Source organism: Pseudonocardia sp. OZ21 (assembly GCF_059359135.1).
On the sequence record NZ_JCADBN010000008.1, the window covers coordinates 260182 to 277869 of the forward strand.

At 73.4% G+C, this 17688-nt stretch carries 12 protein-coding genes; 3 read left to right on the top strand and 9 right to left on the bottom strand.

The genetic code is table 11. From position 1 onward, the window contains the following. Nucleotides 1-59: 59 nt before the first annotated feature. The 6 genes from AC5L35_RS20290 to AC5L35_RS20315 all read right to left on the bottom strand — a co-directional run bounded on the left by AC5L35_RS20290 (nt 60) and on the right by AC5L35_RS20315 (nt 6771). Nucleotides 60-563, bottom strand: coding sequence for a MarR family winged helix-turn-helix transcriptional regulator (locus tag AC5L35_RS20290; RefSeq protein WP_495061228.1), 504 nt, complete (start codon nt 561-563; stop codon nt 60-62). 72 nt (nt 564-635) lie between these two features. Then, entirely contained in the window at nt 636-1325 is a 690-nt protein-coding gene (locus AC5L35_RS20295) for an alpha/beta fold hydrolase (RefSeq protein WP_495061229.1), read from the bottom strand. A 120-nt stretch (nt 1326-1445) separates the two neighbouring features. Next, nucleotides 1446-3584, bottom strand: coding sequence for a phage holin family protein (locus tag AC5L35_RS20300; RefSeq protein ID WP_495061230.1), 2139 nt, complete (start codon nt 3582-3584; stop codon nt 1446-1448). After that, complete coding sequence (locus tag AC5L35_RS20305) at nt 3581-4177, bottom strand: DedA family protein (protein WP_495061231.1); 597 nt, start codon at nt 4175-4177, stop codon at nt 3581-3583. Before AC5L35_RS20305 ends, AC5L35_RS20300 begins: the two co-directional genes overlap by 4 nt. Continuing rightward, the gene (locus tag AC5L35_RS20310) at nt 4174-5034 is read right to left on the bottom strand and encodes an MBL fold metallo-hydrolase (RefSeq protein WP_495061232.1); all 861 of its coding nucleotides are present in this window, start codon (nt 5032-5034) and stop codon (nt 4174-4176) included. The genes AC5L35_RS20305 and AC5L35_RS20310 overlap by 4 nt, the downstream gene beginning before the upstream one ends. Before the next feature lie 432 nt (nt 5035-5466). Next, entirely contained in the window at nt 5467-6771 is a 1305-nt protein-coding gene (locus AC5L35_RS20315; RefSeq protein ID WP_495061298.1) for an ATP-dependent 6-phosphofructokinase, read from the bottom strand. A gap of 363 nt (nt 6772-7134) precedes the next feature. On the opposite strand from AC5L35_RS20315, the gene AC5L35_RS20320 reads away from it, so the two are divergent. Next, nucleotides 7135-8565: an MFS transporter gene (locus tag AC5L35_RS20320; RefSeq protein WP_495061233.1), complete on the top strand. Its 1431-nt coding sequence runs from the start codon at nt 7135-7137 to the stop codon at nt 8563-8565. Here AC5L35_RS20320 and AC5L35_RS20325 read toward each other — a convergent pair. Next, nucleotides 8528-9946 carry a DHA2 family efflux MFS transporter permease subunit gene (locus tag AC5L35_RS20325; RefSeq protein WP_495061234.1) on the bottom strand — a complete coding sequence of 473 codons (1419 nt, stop codon included), beginning with the start codon at nt 9944-9946 and terminating at the stop codon, nt 8528-8530. The genes AC5L35_RS20320 and AC5L35_RS20325 overlap by 38 nt on opposite strands. Before the next feature lie 95 nt (nt 9947-10041). On the opposite strand from AC5L35_RS20325, the gene AC5L35_RS20330 reads away from it, so the two are divergent. Beyond that, entirely contained in the window at nt 10042-10455 is a 414-nt protein-coding gene (locus AC5L35_RS20330) for an SRPBCC family protein (protein ID WP_495061235.1), read from the top strand. Nucleotides 10456-10459: 4 nt separating this feature from the next. Here the strand turns inward: AC5L35_RS20330 and AC5L35_RS20335 are convergent, their stop codons facing one another. Together AC5L35_RS20335 and AC5L35_RS20340 are read right to left on the bottom strand one after the other, a co-directional pair. After that, nucleotides 10460-10828 carry a VOC family protein gene (locus tag AC5L35_RS20335; protein WP_495061236.1) on the bottom strand — a complete coding sequence of 123 codons (369 nt, stop codon included), beginning with the start codon at nt 10826-10828 and terminating at the stop codon, nt 10460-10462. Between the two features lie 122 nt (nt 10829-10950). After that, on the bottom strand, nt 10951-11805 hold the full coding sequence (locus AC5L35_RS20340) for an alpha/beta fold hydrolase (protein ID WP_495061237.1): 855 nt from the start codon (nt 11803-11805) through the stop codon (nt 10951-10953). A gap of 168 nt (nt 11806-11973) precedes the next feature. On the opposite strand from AC5L35_RS20340, the gene AC5L35_RS20345 reads away from it, so the two are divergent. Then, nucleotides 11974-17679, top strand: coding sequence for an ATP-binding protein (locus AC5L35_RS20345; RefSeq protein ID WP_495061238.1), 5706 nt, complete (start codon nt 11974-11976; stop codon nt 17677-17679). Nucleotides 17680-17688: the final 9 nt, after the last annotated feature.

Sequence of the window (17688 nt, forward strand, 5' to 3'; positions counted from 1 at the left end):
TGTTGGCGAACAGGAGGGACCGTAACAGATAGTTTTGTTGTAGACGATCTGGTTCGAGATCAGGCCGTCCGGGACGACTTCTGGGCCCGCCGGCGCGGAGCATTCGGGTCGGGCTCCACGTCCGCCAGCGGACCACCCGCTCCGACCAGCGCCACCAGCGCGTCGAGCAGCACCGCACGCTGGACGTCGGGCAGGACCCCGAGCACCTCGTCGTAGACGCCCTCGATGACCGTGCGCGCCTTGTCGACCACCTTTCTGCCCTCGTCGGTGGTCTGCACGATCCGTGCTCTGCGGTCCGTGGGAGACGGCGCACGCCGGGCCAGCCCGACGTTCTCCAGATGATCCAGGGTGACGACCATGGTGGTCTTGTCCAGCAGCGCCAGCTCCGCAAGCTCGCCCTGGGTCAGCTCACCCGGTGCGGCCTTGGTCAGCACGCAGTAGCTCCGCGGGGTGATCTCGAGCTCGGCGAGTGCGGCGCCCATCCGTGCCGAGAGCGCCTGGCTCGCCTTGTCGAACAGGTAGCTCAGATCGCCGCGGATCTCATCGTTGCTGCGCAGGGCCATGACCGCCATCGTAGAAGACGTTCCGCTCCGGGACCGTCCCGCGACGGAACGATCCCGGAGCGGATCGGACGGTCAGCGCAGCAGTTCGGCCGCCGTCGCGTCCGGGGCCGTGATCATGGCGTCGTGCCCGGTGGCGAGCTCGCGCCACTCCCAGCCCTCGCGCCGCACGATCGCGTGCGCCGAGTGGATGGCCGAGTACGGCGGGTCGGTGCAGCAGACGTAGCTGACCGGCAGGCCGTTGCCCAGCGGCGCACGCAGCTCGAACGGCTCGCTGTAGGAGCGCAGCGGCTGCGGGGTCAGCTGCCGGTCCACCCATGCCGCGTCGTCGGGGTCGCTCAGGCCGAACACGGTGGCCGACGGCGGGGGGTACGCCAACCCGTTGCCGGTCGCCTGCGCCGCCGCCGTGCGGCTCTCCGCCGTTCCCGGGGGCAACCCGGCGAACCCGGGCTCCCCCGGGTCCACCACCACGCCGTCGAGCAGGACGAGACGGTGCAGCCGGTGGGGCAGCCGGTCGGCGACTCCCAGCGCGACGAGCGCGCCGAAGCTGTGCCCCACCAGCACCGCGTCGCGCAGCTCCTCGGTCTCCAGCACCGCCACGACGTCCTGCACCATGCTCGACGGCCCGACGTCAGCGGTCAGCAGGTGCGCGCGCTCGCCGAGACCCGTGAGCGTCGGCGTGAACACCTCGTGGCCGGCTGCCCGCAGCAACCGGGCCACCCGCACCCAGCACCAGCCGCCGTGGCAGGCCCCGTGCACCAGCACGAAGGGATCCCGCCGTTCCGACTGGTCACTCGGGGAATCCCCTGCGGGCTCACGCAGAGCCGGGGAATCACTCGTCGCCTTGCTCATGTACTCCAGTCTCCCCTGCGTCGCAGACTCGCCTCATCCCGCCGAGACGGTCGGCGAGGCCGGCGCCCCGACCGGGGGCTCGGGCTGCCCGAGATGCGTGAGCCAGCCGCGCAGCACCCGGTGCAGCGCCTCCGCTCCCACGATCTCCCCGGGCGCGGGCAGATCCGCGGGGTAGAGGAGGAAGCCCTTCGACTGGGGACCTCCCATCCCCCCGTGCGAACCCACGTGCGGCTCGAACGGCGACGCCTCCTCCATGGTGGGGTCGAACCTGCTGTTGATCATGATGTCGGGGCAGTGCGCGAACCCGTCGACGCGCCGGACCAGATCGGCGGCGTGCTGCCCGTAGGGACCGAGCGGGTCCTCCCCGAGCACCTCGCCCGTCGCCAGCCGGTGCACCCCGTCGCGGCCGAGCACGATCGGGCCGGACTCGGCGCTGCGCACCAGCAGGAAGCCCACACCGGCGTGGTCGACCAGTGCGGGCAGCAACTCGGGGAACTCTCGCTCGATCGTCTCCAGCTCGACCCGGCCGTCGTGCTCGGTGAACGACACCATCGCCACGTGCCCGGAGGCCACCACGACGACGCCGGGCGCCACCCGGGTGACCGCCCCGGGGGCCCCGGTCACGGTGCGCGGGTGGTCCGGCGCCGAGCCCGCCCGTTCCACCCGCGCCCGGAGCCTGCGTGCGATCGGGCCGCTCCCGGTGGAGGCCTCGGCCAGCGCCGCTCCCACCTGCCACCGCTCCGAAGCCCGGCCCGCATCGGAGTTGACGCCCCGGCGGGGCTCAGCCTGCGGCGCCCCGCACAGCCGTCCCACCAGCGCCTCGACCGACTCGCCGAACCGGTCGGTGAACGCCCAGCCCTGGGTCTGACCGTGGTCCGACAGCGCCACGATCTGGTAGCGGCGGGGCGCTAGCTGGGTGGCGCGGTACAGCCTCCCGATCTGCTGGTCGATGGACCGCAGCACCGCCAGTGCGTCGAAGCGCTCCACCCCGGAGTGGTGGGCCACCTCGTCGTACCCGAGGAAGTCGGCGTAGATCGCCGCGCGGCCGGCGAGCATGTCCTCGATGATCGCCGAGACCACGACGTCCCGGACGATCACCGTGGTGGCGCTGCGGGCGAACGGGTAGAACCCGCCGCGGCGCACGCGCGGCACCACTCCGGCGCGCCGCTGCCGGGTGGACGCCGAGATCTCCCGGCCGACGTCGACGAGGGCCCCGGCCAGGGTGCGCAGGGTGTTGGCCGGGTTGGCGAAGTAGGCGTAGTAGCCGGCTCCGAGACGCCCGGACCGGCGCCTACGCGCCGCCCCGGCCAGCACCGGCAGCGCGCTCATCGTCAGGCTCACGTGCGCCGCGTCGCCGGTGAAGAGGTTGCCGTGCCCGGCTCCGTCGACGCTGAGCAGCCCGGCACCGTCGGAGTGGCGCCGCTCGATCTCCGCGGCGTCCTCGGGATGCGAGCACGCCATGACGTGGTCGCGGTCCTTCTCGTACCAGCGGAAGCCGAGGATGTCGTCGTTGTCGCCGTGCAGGATGCCGCACACGCTGGCCCCGGTCTGCGAGCTCCAGTCGGTGTTCCACTCGGTGAGCCGGTGGCTCCCGGTGGCGAGCAGGCGGGCGAACGTCGGCATGTCCCCGTCGCGGACGGCGCGCCGCACCGTGTCCATGCCCAGCCCATCCACCTGCAGGAACAGCACACCGGGCGGCATCTCGGCGTCTCCGCCGGTGCCTTGCCGGGCCCCTCGCCGCGCCGCGCGTCGGAAGAACAGCTCGTCCTGGTCGAGAGCCAGCAGGCCGGACGCCAGCGCGGCGAGCACCGACACCGCGACCGCCACGACGACCGCCGTCTCGAAGTCGGCGATCACCACCCCCGGCACCACGAAGGAGATCGCCAGCACTCCCGCGCCGAGCACCAGGAACGACCCGATCCCCAGCGTGAACACCGCGATCGGCAACGCGATCCGCAGGATCAACGGAAACACCACCGCGCTGAGCACCCCGAACAGCAGAGCGCACACGATCGGCTGCCACCAGCCCGCCATGGAGAAGCCAGGGAGCCACAGATCGAGCAGCCGCAGCGCACCTGCCGACAGCACCCACACCAGCAGCACGCGGGCCACCACCCGGCCGCCCCTCAGCAGCCGCCCCGCGCCGTGCCCCGGCCCGGCCGTCGCGCTCACCGGCCTGCCCTCCGTCGGCGCAGCCACGTGGCCAGCAGCGAGGCGACGCCGCCGAGCACCAGCACGAGCACTGCCGCCAGCAGCGTCGCGACCAGCGGGTTGTCGAACAGGCCGCCACTGACGATCCCCAGCGCGGCGTACGCGACCGCCCACAGCAGGCAGGCCACGGTGGCCGCGGGCACGAGCCTGCGCCAGGGGTAGTCCAGCGCACCGGCGGCCAGCAGCACCGGGATCCGCCCGGCCGGAACCAGCCTGCCGACCACGACCAGCTGCCAGCCCCGCGTCGCGAACCGCACGCGGGCCGACGCCAGCCGTTCCGGGGTCTGCCCCCGCACCACCCAGCGCAACGCCGCACCGCTGCCCGCCCTGGCGACGCCGAACGTCACCAGGTCACCGAGCAACGCCCCCACCGCGGCCAGCAGGACGACCACCGGGAGCGACAGGTGGTCGGTGGTCGTCGCGATCGCGGCGGCCGCCCCGACCACGGCACCGGTCGGCACGACCGGAACCAGCGATCCGAGCAGCACCCCGCCGAACAGGGCCGGGTACCCGATGGCGGACGGGTCGGTCCAGCTGCCGGAAAGGGCGATCACAAGGCGTCCGAACCGGGGCGCGGCGATCGGGAGGACGGGGGCCCGGGTGGTCGGGGCGACGGGGACGGCAGGGCGACCGCGGTGCCGGGTTCCGTGACGGCCACGGTGGTACCCGCGCCCCCGGCCTTCACCGCCGCCGCGAACTCCCGCGGTGGCTCGACGAGCAGCCTGCGCATCCGCGCCCCCGCCCGCCCGGGGGCGCGGGCCAGCCCGGCGAGGGCGAGAGTCCCCCAGTGCACCGGGACCGCCACCCGTGGGCGCAGCAGTTCCACCGCGGCCGCGGCGCGGACCGGGTCGAGGTGGCCGGGACCGAGCGTCGGCCCCCAGCCCCAGACCGGCAGCAGCGCGACGTCGAGCCGGTCCCCGGTGACCGCGGCCATGCCGGGGAACAGGTCGGTGTCGCCCGCCGCGTAGACCCGGACGTCCGGGCTCACGAGCAGGTGTCCCATGGCCGGCGCCTGAGGGCCGTGGGTGGAACGCGGGCCCCACCGGTGCCCGCTGTGCACCGCCGGCACTCCGGTGACCCGCAGGTCACCGTCCTGCAGGCTCTCACCCGGCGCCAGCTCCTCCACCCGTTCGATCCCCCGTGCGCGTAGCCACCCGCCGGCACCCCGCGGCACCACCACCCGCGCGCTGCGCGGCAACCGGCGCAGCGACGGCAGGTGCAGGTGGTCGCCGTGCAGGTGCGAGATCAGGACGAGGTCGACGTCGGCGTGGTCGGCGACCGCGGGAGCCGGCCCGACCCGGCGCAACGGCCCGATCCCCCGGGTCAGGACCGGGTCGGTGAGCACCACCCTCCCGGCCAGCTCCATCCGTACCGTGGAGTGGCCGAGGAACCGCATCGCGAGCCCGTGCACCCGATCAGTATCGCGGGCGCAGGCCGCGCGCCGCCCGCCCTCCGGCCGTCCGGCGGCCCCAAGATCGCCACGAGATCCGCGCATTCGCCCCAGCCTGGGCCGACAGGCGGATCTCACAACAATCACCACCCCCCACACCGCCCCCACCCGCGAGTCGCCCGTTTCCGGCCCGCGAGTCGCCCGTTCCCGGCCCGCGAGTCGCCCGTTCCCGGCCCGCGAGTCGCCCACCTCAGGGGCGGGTGGGGCTTTCCGGCCCGCGCAGCCCCAAGATCGCCGCGAGATGCGGGTGTTCGCCCTCGCCGGGGCCGATCCGTGAGTCTCGCCGCGATCAGCGGCCGCGAGCCGCCGTCCGGACCTGCGGAGATCGCTGCGAGATCCGGGTGTTCGGCCTCCCCAGGGCCGATCCGTGGATCTCGCCGCGAGCCCCGCGGCTCAGCCGAAGCGCACGGGCTGGCCGGTGGACTCGAGGACGGCCATCCAGAGGTCGCCGTGGGGGTCGACCTGGTTGCGCCTGCTCACCGCCACCTTCATGGGGATGTGGACGAAGCGCCTGCGGTAGCGGCCGACGACCATCTCCGTGCGCCCCGACATGGCCGCGTGCACGGCTGCCTGCGACAGGCGCACGCAGTACACCGAGTCGTAGGGGTTGGCGGGCACGCTGCGGATGGCGTAGCTCGGGTCGATGTAGCGGATCGAGGTGTCGACGCCGGCGTCGGCGAAGTAGTCGCCGATCCGCCTCCGCAGGTACGGCCCGATGTCCTGGAGCCGCGCGTTGCCGGAGGCGTCGCTCGCGTCGCCCGACCCGCCCAGCAGTTCCTGACCCGCCCCTTCGGCCGCCACGACGACGGCGTGCCCGCGTTCGGCGACGCGGCGGCGCAGGTGGGCGAGCAGGCCCTGCTCGCCGTCCAGCGCGAACGGCACCTCCGGGATCAGGACGACGTCGGCGCCGCTGCGGGCCAGGGCCGCGTAGCAGGCGATGAAGCCCGAGTGCCGGCCCATCAGCTTGACGAGCCCGATGCCGTTGGCCGTGGACTTCGCCTCGACCTGGGCCGCTCTGATGGCGTCGCTGGCGAGGCTGAACGCGGTCTGGAAGCCGAAGCTCTGGTCGATGTAGGGGATGTCGTTGTCGATGGTCTTCGGGATGCCGACGACGGCGATCAGCAGCCCGCGCTCGGCCACCGTCCGCGCGATCTCCATGGCCCCGCGCATCGAGCCGTCCCCGCCCACGACGAACAGCACGTTGACGTGCAGGCGCTCCAGGCAGTCGACGATCTCGTCGGGGTCCTGAGGGCCGCGCGAGGTGCCGAGGACGGTGCCGCCGTCGGTGGCGATGTCGCGCACGGACTCCGGGGTGAGCTCGACGACGTCGTGCCCGTAGTCGGCGACGAAGCCCTGGTAGCCGTTGCGGATGCCGACGACGCGGCGCACCCGGTAGTGGTAGGTCAGCGTGCGGACGAGGCCCGCGATCACGTCGTTGAGGCCCGGACAGAGTCCGCCGCAGGTGACGATCGCCGCCCGGGTCTTGGCCGGGTCGAAGAAGATCTTGCGACGCGGACCGCACGGCTCCATGCCCGGCAGCTCGGAGGCCGGCACGCCACGGGAGCTGATGCCGGCGAGCGTGTCGTCGAGCAGCACGCGGTCCTGCTCGTCGACGTAGTGCTCGGTGGTGCGCCGGGCGTCCAGCAGCGGGGCCATCGGCGAGGTGATGCGGCAGGCGCCGAGGCTGGTGACAGCCATGTCCGGCGTGGGCCGGACGCGCGACAGCTCCAGGACGTTGTCGTGCTGGGTCTCCCCAGCCGGCACGCCCTCGGCGCCCTGCTGGTTGTCGCTGGCCTGCTGGCCCTCGGAGAAGGCTGTGCTCACGGCGACGGCTCCCTGCATCAACGGAACGACCACGCCGCTGCTCCGAGGACATTGGTCTTCTTAACCGTTCCAGGATGCCCTGCGGCCGCAACGGTGGCTAGACCGGTCCCGGGTCGCGGCCCCGGGTTCGCCCGTCTGCTCACTGTCGGTTCGGGCACCCGCCACGAGACGTGACGAACCTATCGGAACACGACAAAAAGCTTGCTTATGGCAACGATCGCGTGTTCAGGTGGGAAAGTGGTCGTACCGTCAGCGCGTCCGGCGCTCGTCATCGGCGTGCTCGCCTCCTGCGGGCTGGCCGTCTCCCTGATGCAGACCCTGGTCGTTCCGCTCCTGCCGCAGTTTCCGCGCCTGCTCTCGGCCTCGCCGGCGACCGTGGCGTGGCTCGTCACGGCCACGCTCGTCGCGGGGGCGGTGTGCGCGCCCGTGCTGGGCAGGCTCGGCGACATGTACGGCAAGCGCCGCATGCTGCTCGTGGCACTCGCGATGGTCACCGTGGGATCGGCGCTCGGCGCCGTCGCGCCCGGCGTGGGCGTGCTGATCGCCGCCCGCGCCCTGCAGGGTGCGGCGCTGGGCGTGGTCGCGCTGGGCATCAGCATCATGCGCGACCTGCTGCCGCCCGGCCGGGTCGGGAGCGGCATCGCGCTGATGAGCTCGTCGCTCGGCATCGGCGGCGCCGTCAGCCTCCCGATCACCGGTCTCGTCGCACAGCACGCGAGCTGGCGCTGGCTCTTCGCGGGTGCCGCGGTGGTGGGGGCGGCCCAGTTCTTCCTGGTCCGCGCGGTGGTGCGGGAGTCCCCGCAGCGCTCCGGCGGTCGCTTCGACCTGCCCGGCGCCGTCGGGCTCGCGCTCGCGCTGGTCTGCGTGCTGCTCGCGATCTCGAAGGGCGCCGAGTGGGGCTGGGGCAGCACCCGCGTGCTCGGCCTGCTGGCTGTCGCCGTGGTGCTGTTCGCGCTCTGGAGCCGGCTCGAACTGCGGGTGCGTTCCCCGCTGGTGGACCTGCGGGTCTCGGCGCGTCCCACCGTCCTCTGGACGAACGTCGCGTCGGTCCTCATCGGGTTCGCCATGTTCGCGGGGTTCCTCGTGACCACCCAGGTCCTGCAGGCGCCGCAGGCGAGCGGGTACGGGTTCGGGCTGTCGCTGGTGGCCGCCGGGGTGGTGCTGCTCCCGATCGGCGCGGCGATGACGATCTTCTCGCCGATCTCCGCGAGCGTGTCGCGTCGCCGCGGGGCCCGCACCACGCTCGTGCTCGGCACCTGCGTGCTCGCCGTCGGCAACGTCGCGATGGCGACGCTGCCCGGGTCGATCCCGCTGATCATGGCGGCGTCCACCGTGACGGCGATCGGGGCCGCGCTGGCCTACTCGGCCCTGCCGCTCCTCATCATGGACGCGGTGCCCTCGACCGAGACCGCGGCGGCCAACAGCCTCAACACCCTGATGCGGATGCTCGGGACGTCGTCGTGCAGCGCGGTGGTCGCGGCCGTGACGACCGGGCTGGTCACGTCGGTGGACGGGCAGTTGCTGCCGTCGAGCACCGCGTACACGGTGGTGTTCCTCGCCGCGGCCGCCGCCGCGGTGGTGGGCGCCGCGCTCGCCGCGGTCACGCCGCGGACCCTGGCGCCCGGATCGGCTACGCCGGACCTGGTACCGGCGGGGGCACAGGCGTGACGGCTGCGGTCCGGTCGCGCTCGGCACGGACCGCACCCACCACGAGGCCGCACACCACCGTCGCCAGCGCCCCGGCCGCCATCACGAACCAGCCCGTGCGGAACACCGCCGGATGCGTGCCGGCGGCGGCCAGTCCGGACAGCAGCAGCGAGATCCCGAAGACCGCACCGATCTGCCGCGCGCAGGTGCCCACGGCGCTGCCGGTGGCGTAGCGGCCCGGGGGCAGCTTCGCGACGGCGGCCGACCCGAGCCCGGAGAAGACGAGACCGGTCCCCGTACCGGTGAGCAGCGTCGCCGGCAGGAACGACGTGACGTACGCGGGATCCGCGCCGATGCGGGTGGCGAACAGGAGACATCCGCAGGCGAACAGGAGCGCCCCTGGCGCGATCGAGGCACGGGCGCCGAACCGGTCGCTGATCCGCCCGCCCACGGTCGAGGCCACCGCCGCCATCAGCGGCCCCGGCGTGACCGCGAGCCCGGCCGCCAGCACGTCGTAGCGCCAGATCCCCGTCAGGAACAGCACGTTCGAGAGCAGCAGGGCGTAGAAGGCGGCGGAGAACAGGAGATATCCGACCGTCGCACCGGCGAACGACCGCAGGCGGAACAGGCCGAGTTCCACGAGCGGGTTGGGCACGCGCGTGCTCCGCAGCACGAACGCCCCGACCAGCGCGATGCCGGCGAGCAGGGGGACGGCGGCACCGGGGGCGAGCCATCCGCCGTCCTCGCCGCTGACGATGCCCAACGACAGCAGCGCGACGCCGCCGCCGAGCAGCAGCACGCTGAGCGGGTCGGGCAGAGCGGCGCGCTCGTCACGCGACTCGGCGAGCACGAGCAGGCCCACGACGAACGTCACGATCACGAGCGGCAGGTTGATGAAGAACACCGCGCGCCAGCCGAGACCGTCGACGAGCACCCCGCCGAGCGCGGGTCCCGCCGCGGCGGCGATCCCGCCCATCGCGCCCCAGGTGCCCACGACGGCGCCGCGGCGCTCCGGGGGGAACGCGGGCAGCAGCAGGGCGAGGGAGGACGGTGCGAGCAGGGCGGCGGCCACCGCCTGCACGGCACGGGCACCCACGAGGACACCCGCGTTGGGCGCGAGAGCGCAGGCGGCCGAGGCGAGCCCGAAGAGGGCCAGGCCCGCGAGGAACACCCGGCGACGGCCGAGCAGGTCGGCCAGCCGGCCGGCCGGGACGAGCAGCGCCGCGAAGGTGACGTTGTACGCGCTGAAGACCCAGGAGAGGGTGGCCAGCGACGTGGTGGCGAACTCGGCGCTGATCGCCGGGAACGCGATGTTCACGATCGTCACGTCCAGGAACGCCATGAAGGCGGCGAGCGAGGACACGGTGAGCACGAGACCGGGCCTTGCCTGCTGAGTCCTCATGATGAACGCACCATAACCGCAGAGTCGGCCGGAACTACCCAGGGTGGGCGGAGTGACGTCGGGTTGGACAGCGGCGCGCCGGGTACGGGGCGCACATGGGCAACTACGAGCACAGCACCACCGTCACGACCGACCCGGACGCGCTGTTCGACTACCTCGCCGACGTCCACCACCTCCCGGACTACTTCGCCGCCATGCGCAGCGCCGAGCCGGCAGGACACGACGCCGTGCACACCGTCGCCGAGGTCGACGGCAGCCGGCGCGAGGGCGAGGCGTGGTTCACCACCGACCCCGACGCGCGGACGCTGCGGTGGGGCTCCGAGGGCCCGAACGACTACAGCGGCGAACTCGAGGTCACCGGGGCCGACGGCGGAGCGCAGGTGACCGTCCGGCTGCACACCGAGCGGGTCGAGGGCCACGGCATCGACGAGGGCCTTCAGGAGACGCTCGCGCAGATCAAGCGCAACGTGGAGGGCCGCGCGGACCAGGCGGCACCCCGCCCGTCCTGAGCCCCTACGAGCGGGAGTCGCGGCGGATCGGGTGGTCCTCGGGGATCTGCACCAGCACGATCCGGGTGCCGTCCGGGTCGGCGATCCACATCTCGTGCAGGCCCCACGGCTCCTGCCGCGGCTCGCGGACGACGTGCCCCGCGAGCTCACGGTGGGCAGCGGCCAGGTCGCGCACCTGGAGCCAGAACGCGATCGACTCGCCCACCGGCTCCGTCGCGATCCCGGAGAGCTCCAGGAAACCGCCGCCCACGAAGAACACCGTGCCGCCGGGGAACTCGCGCGCGATCGCCAGCCCGAGCACGTCCCGGTAGAACTCGATGCTGCGCTGCATGTCGACGGGGTGCAGGAGCACCCGGGAGGCGAGCACCTCCATCAGCGGGACCAGTCGCGGGCCATGGCGGAAAAGCCTAGCGCCGCACGTCTCACCCGATTCACCCGACTTGCAGCAAAGCCACGTTCAGGCAACGTGGTTGCAGCAAAGTGGCTTTGCTGCAATCAGCCCGGGTGCTCCCCGAGGTGGTCGAGCACCAGACCGGCCAGCTGGTCGGGCGCCTCATCGAGGATCCAGTGGCTCACGCCGCGCAGCTCGACGTAGTGGAACGTGCCGGTGACGTGCTGGTGCGTCAGCTCCGTGGCCTGCCGGGTGATGGCGGTGTCACCGTCGCTCCACACGAACTGGGTGGGCACCGCAACGGGTGGCTCCTGGGACCCGGCCGGGCCGGTCGGCAGCGCCCGGTACCAGTTGATCGCCGCGGTCAGCGCCGCCGGGTCGGCGAGGCCTGCCGCGTCCCGCTCCGCGGCGGCCCGCGACTGCCCCGACCTCTGCAGGGCGGCGACGAGCGCCGGGGAGAACGGGCGGCCCCTCGCCCCGAGCAGCCGCTCCGGCAGCACCGGCAGCTGCAGCGCGTAGATGTACCAGGACGCCAGCACCTGGCGGGTGGTCAGGAGCGAGTGGACGTACACCGGGGGCGGCGGGACCGACACGGCGGTGAGCGACCGGACGCGGTCGGGGTGGTGGGCCGCAAGTGACCACCCGACCGCGGCTCCCCAGTCATGCCCGACCACGTGCACCCGGCCGCTCGGGCCGACCAGCACGTCCACGATCGCGAGCGCGTCGCCGACGATCTCGGAGAGCCGGTAGGCGTTGCGTGCGCGCGGACGGGCGCACGGTGAGTAACCGCGCTGATCCGGCGCCAGCGTCCGGTAGCCGGCGGTGGCGAGGCGCGCCGCCACGCCGTCCCACGCCGTACCGCGCTGGGGAAAGCCGTGCAGGAGCAGCACCGGGACGCCGTCGGCAGGGCCGTGCTCGTGCACGTCGAAGGTCAGGTTGCCCCGCGTCACCGTCAGCACGGGATCATTGTGCTCTCGCCCCTCGCCACGGCGGTTACCCGCTCGTCGGTTGTGCGACGGCGAGAGGTCGAGTTGGGTGGGCCCGTGCCGTGAGATGCAGGCGATACGGTCCCCGCCGGGAATCGCCGCGGGTGGGGCCGTGGCACCAGCAACGAGAGTGAGCAGATCGTGACGGAGCAGTCGTTCCACCGGGTCGTCATCGTCAACCGAGGTGAGCCGGCGATGCGGCTGATCCACGCGGTGCGCGAGTGGAACGCGGAGATCTCGCCGGGGGCCGACGGCGAGGTCCGCGAGCCGTTGCGCACGATCGCGCTCTACACCGCGGTCGATCAGCACGCGATGTTCGTCCGCGAGGCCGACGAGGCCGTGCTGATCGGTCCGGACGACCCCGAGCAGGCCTTCGCCGCGAGCCCCTACCTCGACCACGCCGAGCTCGAGCGCGCGCTGCGGGAGGCGCGGGCCGAGGCGGTGTGGCCGGGCTGGGGCTTCGTGTCGGAGAAGGCCGACTTCGCGCGGCTGTGCCGCGACCTCGGCATCGTGTTCATCGGCCCCTCCCCCGAGGTGATGGAGCGGCTCGGCGACAAGATCGCGGCGAAGCGCCTCGCCGAGGAGGTCGGCGTGCCGCTCGCCGCGTGGAGCGGCGGCGCCGTCCCCGACGTCGCAGCCGCTCACGAGCACGCCGAGCAGATCGGGTTCCCGCTGATGGTCAAGGCCACCGCGGGGGGTGGCGGGCGCGGCATCCGGCGGGTCGACCGTCCGGAGGACCTCGAGGAGGCCTTCGAACGGGCGAGCTCGGAGGCGTCGAAGACGGCGGGTGACGCCACGGTGTTCCTCGAGCGGGCGATCAGCGGCGGGCGGCACGTCGAGGTGCAGGTGATCGCCGACGCCGACGGCGACGTCTGGACGCTCGGGGTGCGTGACTGCTCGGTGCAGCGGCGCAACCAGAAGGTGATCGAGGAGTCCGCGTCCACCGCGCTCGACGCGGAGCAGGAGGAGCTCCTGCGCAGCTCCGCAGCCGAGCTGGCCCGGGCGGCCGGCTACGTCAACGCCGGCACCGTCGAGTTCCTGTACGAGCCCACGGAGCGGCTGCTGTCGTTCCTGGAGGTCAACACCCGGCTGCAGGTGGAGCACCCGGTCACCGAGGCCACCACCGGCGTCGACATCGTCAAGCTGCAGCTCCATGTGGCGATGGGCGGCACGCTGGCCGAGATCGCCGCGGAGGCCCCGCCCGCCCGCGGGCACGCGATCGAGGCCCGGTTGACGGCCGAGGATCCCGAACAGGGCTTCGCGCCCGCTCCCGGGCGCATCGAGCACCTGGCACTGCCGAGCGGTCCGGGAATCCGCGTGGACACCGGTGTCGCCACGGGTGACCTGATCCCGCCCCAGTTCGACTCGATGATCGCCAAGGTGATCGCGTGGGGCCGCGACCGGGGCGAGGCGAGGGCCCGGTTGTCACGCGCGCTGCGCCAGACCGCCGCGGTGATCGACGGCGGCACCACCAACAAGGCCTTCCTGCTCGACCTGCTGAGCCGCCCGGAGATCCTCTCCGGCAACACCGACACCACGTGGCTCGACGGGATGATGGCGAACGGCTACACCCCGCCGCTGCGGCTCGACGTGGCGCTGCTCGCCACCGCCGTCGAGGCGCAGGACGCGCACGTGATGCGGCAGCGGGAGCGGCTGTTCGCCTCCGCGGAGCGCGGGCGCCCCGAGGTGGGGCACGAGACGTGGCACCAGGTCGACGTCCGTGCGGCGGGCGAGTCCTACCGGTTGCGGGTGGCCCAGGCGCGCGGCAACCGCTACCGGGTCGAGCTGGACGGTCACGTCGTCGACGTCGACGCGGAACGCACCGGGCGCTTCGAGCGGAAGCTCACGGTCGGTGGCAAGACCTTCGCGGTGCTCTCGGTGCCGCAGGGCTCCGACTACCTCGTCGAGGTCGACGGGGCGGTCCACCGCATCTCCGGCGGCGAGGCCGGCCTGGTCCGGGCGCCTGCCCCGGCGATGGTGGTGTCGATCCCGATCTCGGCGGGTGACGTCGTCGAGGCAGGCGACGTGGTGGCCGTCGTCGAGAGCATGAAGCTGGAGACGGCGCTGCGCGCGCCCGTGGCCGGCCGGGTCGTCGAGATCCTCATCGCCCCCAACACCCAGGTGGAGGGCGGCACGAAGCTCGTGCGCCTGGAGCCCGACGCCGACGCGGCAGCCGGCGGCGGGGAGCGGGCGGACCTGACCGCGCTGGCGGGGCCGCCCGCCGCGGGATCGCGCCCCGCCGTGGTGGCAGCGGACGCGCTGACGTCGCTGCGCTTCCTCGTGCTCGGCTACGACATCGACGAGCGCGACGCGCGCCCGCTGCTGGCGGCGCTCGCGTCGGCCCGCGAACAGCTCCCCCCCGACGACGCCGGTGTGCTGGCCGCCGAGACGGCCGTGCTGCGGATCTTCGCCGACCTGTGCGCGCTGTCGCGCAACCGCCGAGGCCCCGAGGACGAGACGCAGCAGATCGACCCGGCGGGCGAGGAGGCCCGCAACCCGCAGGAGTTCCTGCACGCCTACCTGCGCTCGCGGGACGCGGAGGCCGAGGGGCTGCCGGAGTCCTTCCAGGAGAAGCTGCGCCGGGCGCTGGCGCACTACGGAGTGTCGGACCTGGCTCCGACGGACCCGGTCTCCACGAACCTGCTGAACAGCGCGCTGTACCGGATGTTCCTGGCCCACCGCCGGGCCACCGCGCACGTCCCGGTGGTGCTGGCGCTGCTGCAGTGGCGGCTGCGCAACCCCGCCTCGCTGCCGGCGTCCGCCCGTGAGGAGTACCAGCTCACGATCGACCGTCTCGTCCGGGCCACCCAGCTGCGCCATCCCGTGGTCGGCGGCCTGGCCCGCCGCGTGCGCTACACCGTCTTCGACGCCCCGCTGATCGACGCCGAACGCGTGGCGGGCCAGAACCAGGTGCGCGCCGAGCTGGACCGCCTGTCCGACGACCCCGCGGTCCGCGCATCGCAGATCGACACGATCGTGGCCGCCGCCGAACCGATCCTCGAGGTCTTCGGCGAGCGGCACCACGCGGCGATGCTCGAGGTGATGACACGCCGCTACTACCGCGTGCGGACGCTGACCGACGTCAGCGTCGAGGACCGGGGCGGGCGCCCGCTGCTCACGGCCACGTACTCGCTCAAGGACGGGGTGGGGGCCGGCAGCCGCGGCAACGGCCCCGACCAGGACGACCACCTCGAGCAGGTCGTGCTGGCCACCACCGTGCACACCGCGCCGGACGCACCGCCTGCCGGCGACCCGATGGCGGTGCAGGGCGACCTGCGCCGGATCATCGCGCAGCTGCCGGAGGGCCGCACCGCGCTGCTCGACCTGTACGTCATCGCCGGGGACGCGCCCGATGCCGACCCGGAGCGTTCGGCGGAGAAGATCCGCGCCATGCTCGGCAGGCTGCCGGGCGGCCTCGCGCGCGTGGCCGTGGCGGTGCGCAGGCCCGGCGGCGACGAGCGGTCGGCGTGGTTCACGTTCCGGCCCGACGCCGACCGGCGTCCGGTGGAGGACCGCACGCTGCGCGGGCTGCACCCGATGGTGGCCGAGCGGCTCGGGCTGTGGCGGCTGTCCGCGTTCGAGCTGACCCGGCTGCCGTCCCCGGTGGACGTGCACCTCTTCCGTGCGGTCGGCAAGGAGGTTCCCGACGACCGCAGGCTGATCGCGCTGTCCGACGTCCGTGAGCTGACGGTGCTGCGTGACGACCAGGGCCGCATCAGGGCGCTGCCGCAGCTGGAACACACCCTCGACGCCTGCATGGACGCCCTCCGCGCCGCCAGGGCCGCCGACAGCGGCGACGCGAAGCTCGGCTGGAACCGCGTCCTGCTCTACGTCTGGCCGGTGGTGGAGGTCCCCGTCGACGAGCTGGACGCGGTCGTGCGGGTGCTGGCACCGCGCTCGGAAGGGCTCGGACTGGAGCAGGTGCTCGTGCAGTTCCGCCACGGCGGCGACGGACCGGACATCGCCGAGAACGGCGGCAACGGGCACCGCGAGCCGCACGAGCTGCTGCTGCGGATGTCCCGGCCGCCGGGCGCCGGGCTCACCGTCCAGGTCACCGAGCCCCCGACCGGCCCCCTGCGCGAGCTGGACGCCTATGCGCAGAAGGTGATCCGGGCCCGGCGCCGTGGCGCCGTCTACCCGTACGAGCTGGTCCCGATGCTGCTGCGCGACCCCGACCGGCGCGGAGACACCCGCTCGGCCGACGCCGCACCGGGTGTCTTCACCGAGTACGACCTCGACCCGGACGGCTCCCCGGTCGTGGTGGAGCGGCCGCCGGGCGGCAACACCGCCAACATCGTGCTCGGCACCGTCACCACGCCGTCGCAGCGCTACCCCGAGGGCATGACCCGCGTGGTCCTGATCGGCGACCCGACCAAGGCCCTCGGCGCCCTCGCCGGGCCGGAGTGCGCCCGCGTGGTGGCCGCGATCGAGCTGGCCCGCCGGTTCGACGCGCCCATCGAGTGGTTCGCGGTGTCGGCCGGGGCCAAGATCGCGATGGACTCCGGCACCGAGAACATGGACTGGATCTCCCGGGTGTTGCGCGGGATCATCGAGTTCACGCAGGACGGCGGCGAGATCAACGTCGTGGTCACCGGCATCAACGTCGGCGCCCAGCCGTACTGGAACGCCGAGGCCACGATGCTCATGCACACCAAGGGCATCCTCGTGATGACGCCCGACAGCGCGATGGTGCTCACCGGCAAGCAGTCGCTCGACTACTCCGGTGGCGTCAGCGCAGAGGACAACTTCGGGATCGGCGGCTACGACCGGATCATGGGCCCGAACGGGCAGGCCCAGTACTGGGCGCCGGACCTGTCCGGCGCGGTGGACGTGCTGCTCGCGCACTACGCCCACACCTACCGGGCTCCCGGCGAGCGGTTCCCGCGGCCCGCGCCCACCAGCGACCCGGTGGACCGGGACATCAGCAGCTCGCCGCACTCCGGCCCCGGCTGTGACTTCGCCACCGTCGGCGAGATCTTCACGGCCAACCCGGGGCGCAAGAAGCCGTTCGACATCCGGTCGCTGCTGCAGGCGGTGTCCGACGCCGACCACCCCACGCTGGAGCGCTGGGTCGACATGATCGACGCCGAGGGCGTGGTGGTGCTCGACGCGCATCTGGGCGGCCAGCCGATCGCGCTGCTCGGCATCGAGTCGCGCCCACTCCCCCGCCGCGGCCGGCCGCCGGTGGACGGGCCGACCGCGTTCACGGCGGGCACGCTCTTCCCGAAGTCGTCGAAGAAGACGGCCAGGGCGATCAACGCAGCCAGCGGCAACCGGCCGCTGGTGATCCTGGCGAACCTCTCGGGCTTCGACGGCTCACCGGAGTCACTGCGCCAGCTGCAGCTGGAGTACGGCGCGGAGATCGGCCGGGCGGTGGTCAACTTCGACGGCCCGATCGTGTTCTGCGTGGTCTCCCGCTACCACGGCGGCGCGTTCGTCGTGTTCTCCGGAACGCTCAACGACAACATGGAGATCGCTGCCGTCGAGGGCTCCTACGCGTCGGTGCTCGGCGGCGCACCCGCCGCGGCCGTCGTGTTCGCGGGAGAGGTCAACAAGCGCACCGCCGCCGACCCGCGGATCGCCGACGTCGAGTCGCGCATCTCCGAGGCCCAGCAGGCCGGGGCCGACTCCGAGGCGGCCCGGCTCACCGCCGAGCTCGCGGAGCTGCGCCCCGGCGTGCGCTCCGAGAAGCTCGGACAGGTGGCCGACGAGTTCGACGCGGCACACAGCGTGGAGCGGGCGCAACGGGTCGGCTCGGTGCACACCATCGTGGCGCCCGACCGCCTGCGCCCCTACCTCGCCGATGCGGTGCAGCGCGGGATGAAGAAGGCGGGCCCGACGCGGTAGCCCGCCGGG

Coding starts and splice junctions, on each gene's coding strand:
- AC5L35_RS20335 (WP_495061236.1), bottom strand. CDS start 10,828: ATGGAGGTGCTCGCCTCCCGGGTGCTCCTGCACCCCGTCGACATGCAG.
- AC5L35_RS20325 (WP_495061234.1), bottom strand. CDS start 9,946: ATGAGGACTCAGCAGGCAAGGCCCGGTCTCGTGCTCACCGTGTCCTCG.
- AC5L35_RS20315 (WP_495061298.1), bottom strand. CDS start 6,771: ATGGCTGTCACCAGCCTCGGCGCCTGCCGCATCACCTCGCCGATGGCC.
- AC5L35_RS20330 (WP_495061235.1), top strand. CDS start 10,042: ATGGGCAACTACGAGCACAGCACCACCGTCACGACCGACCCGGACGCG.
- AC5L35_RS20290 (WP_495061228.1), bottom strand. CDS start 563: ATGGCCCTGCGCAGCAACGATGAGATCCGCGGCGATCTGAGCTACCTG.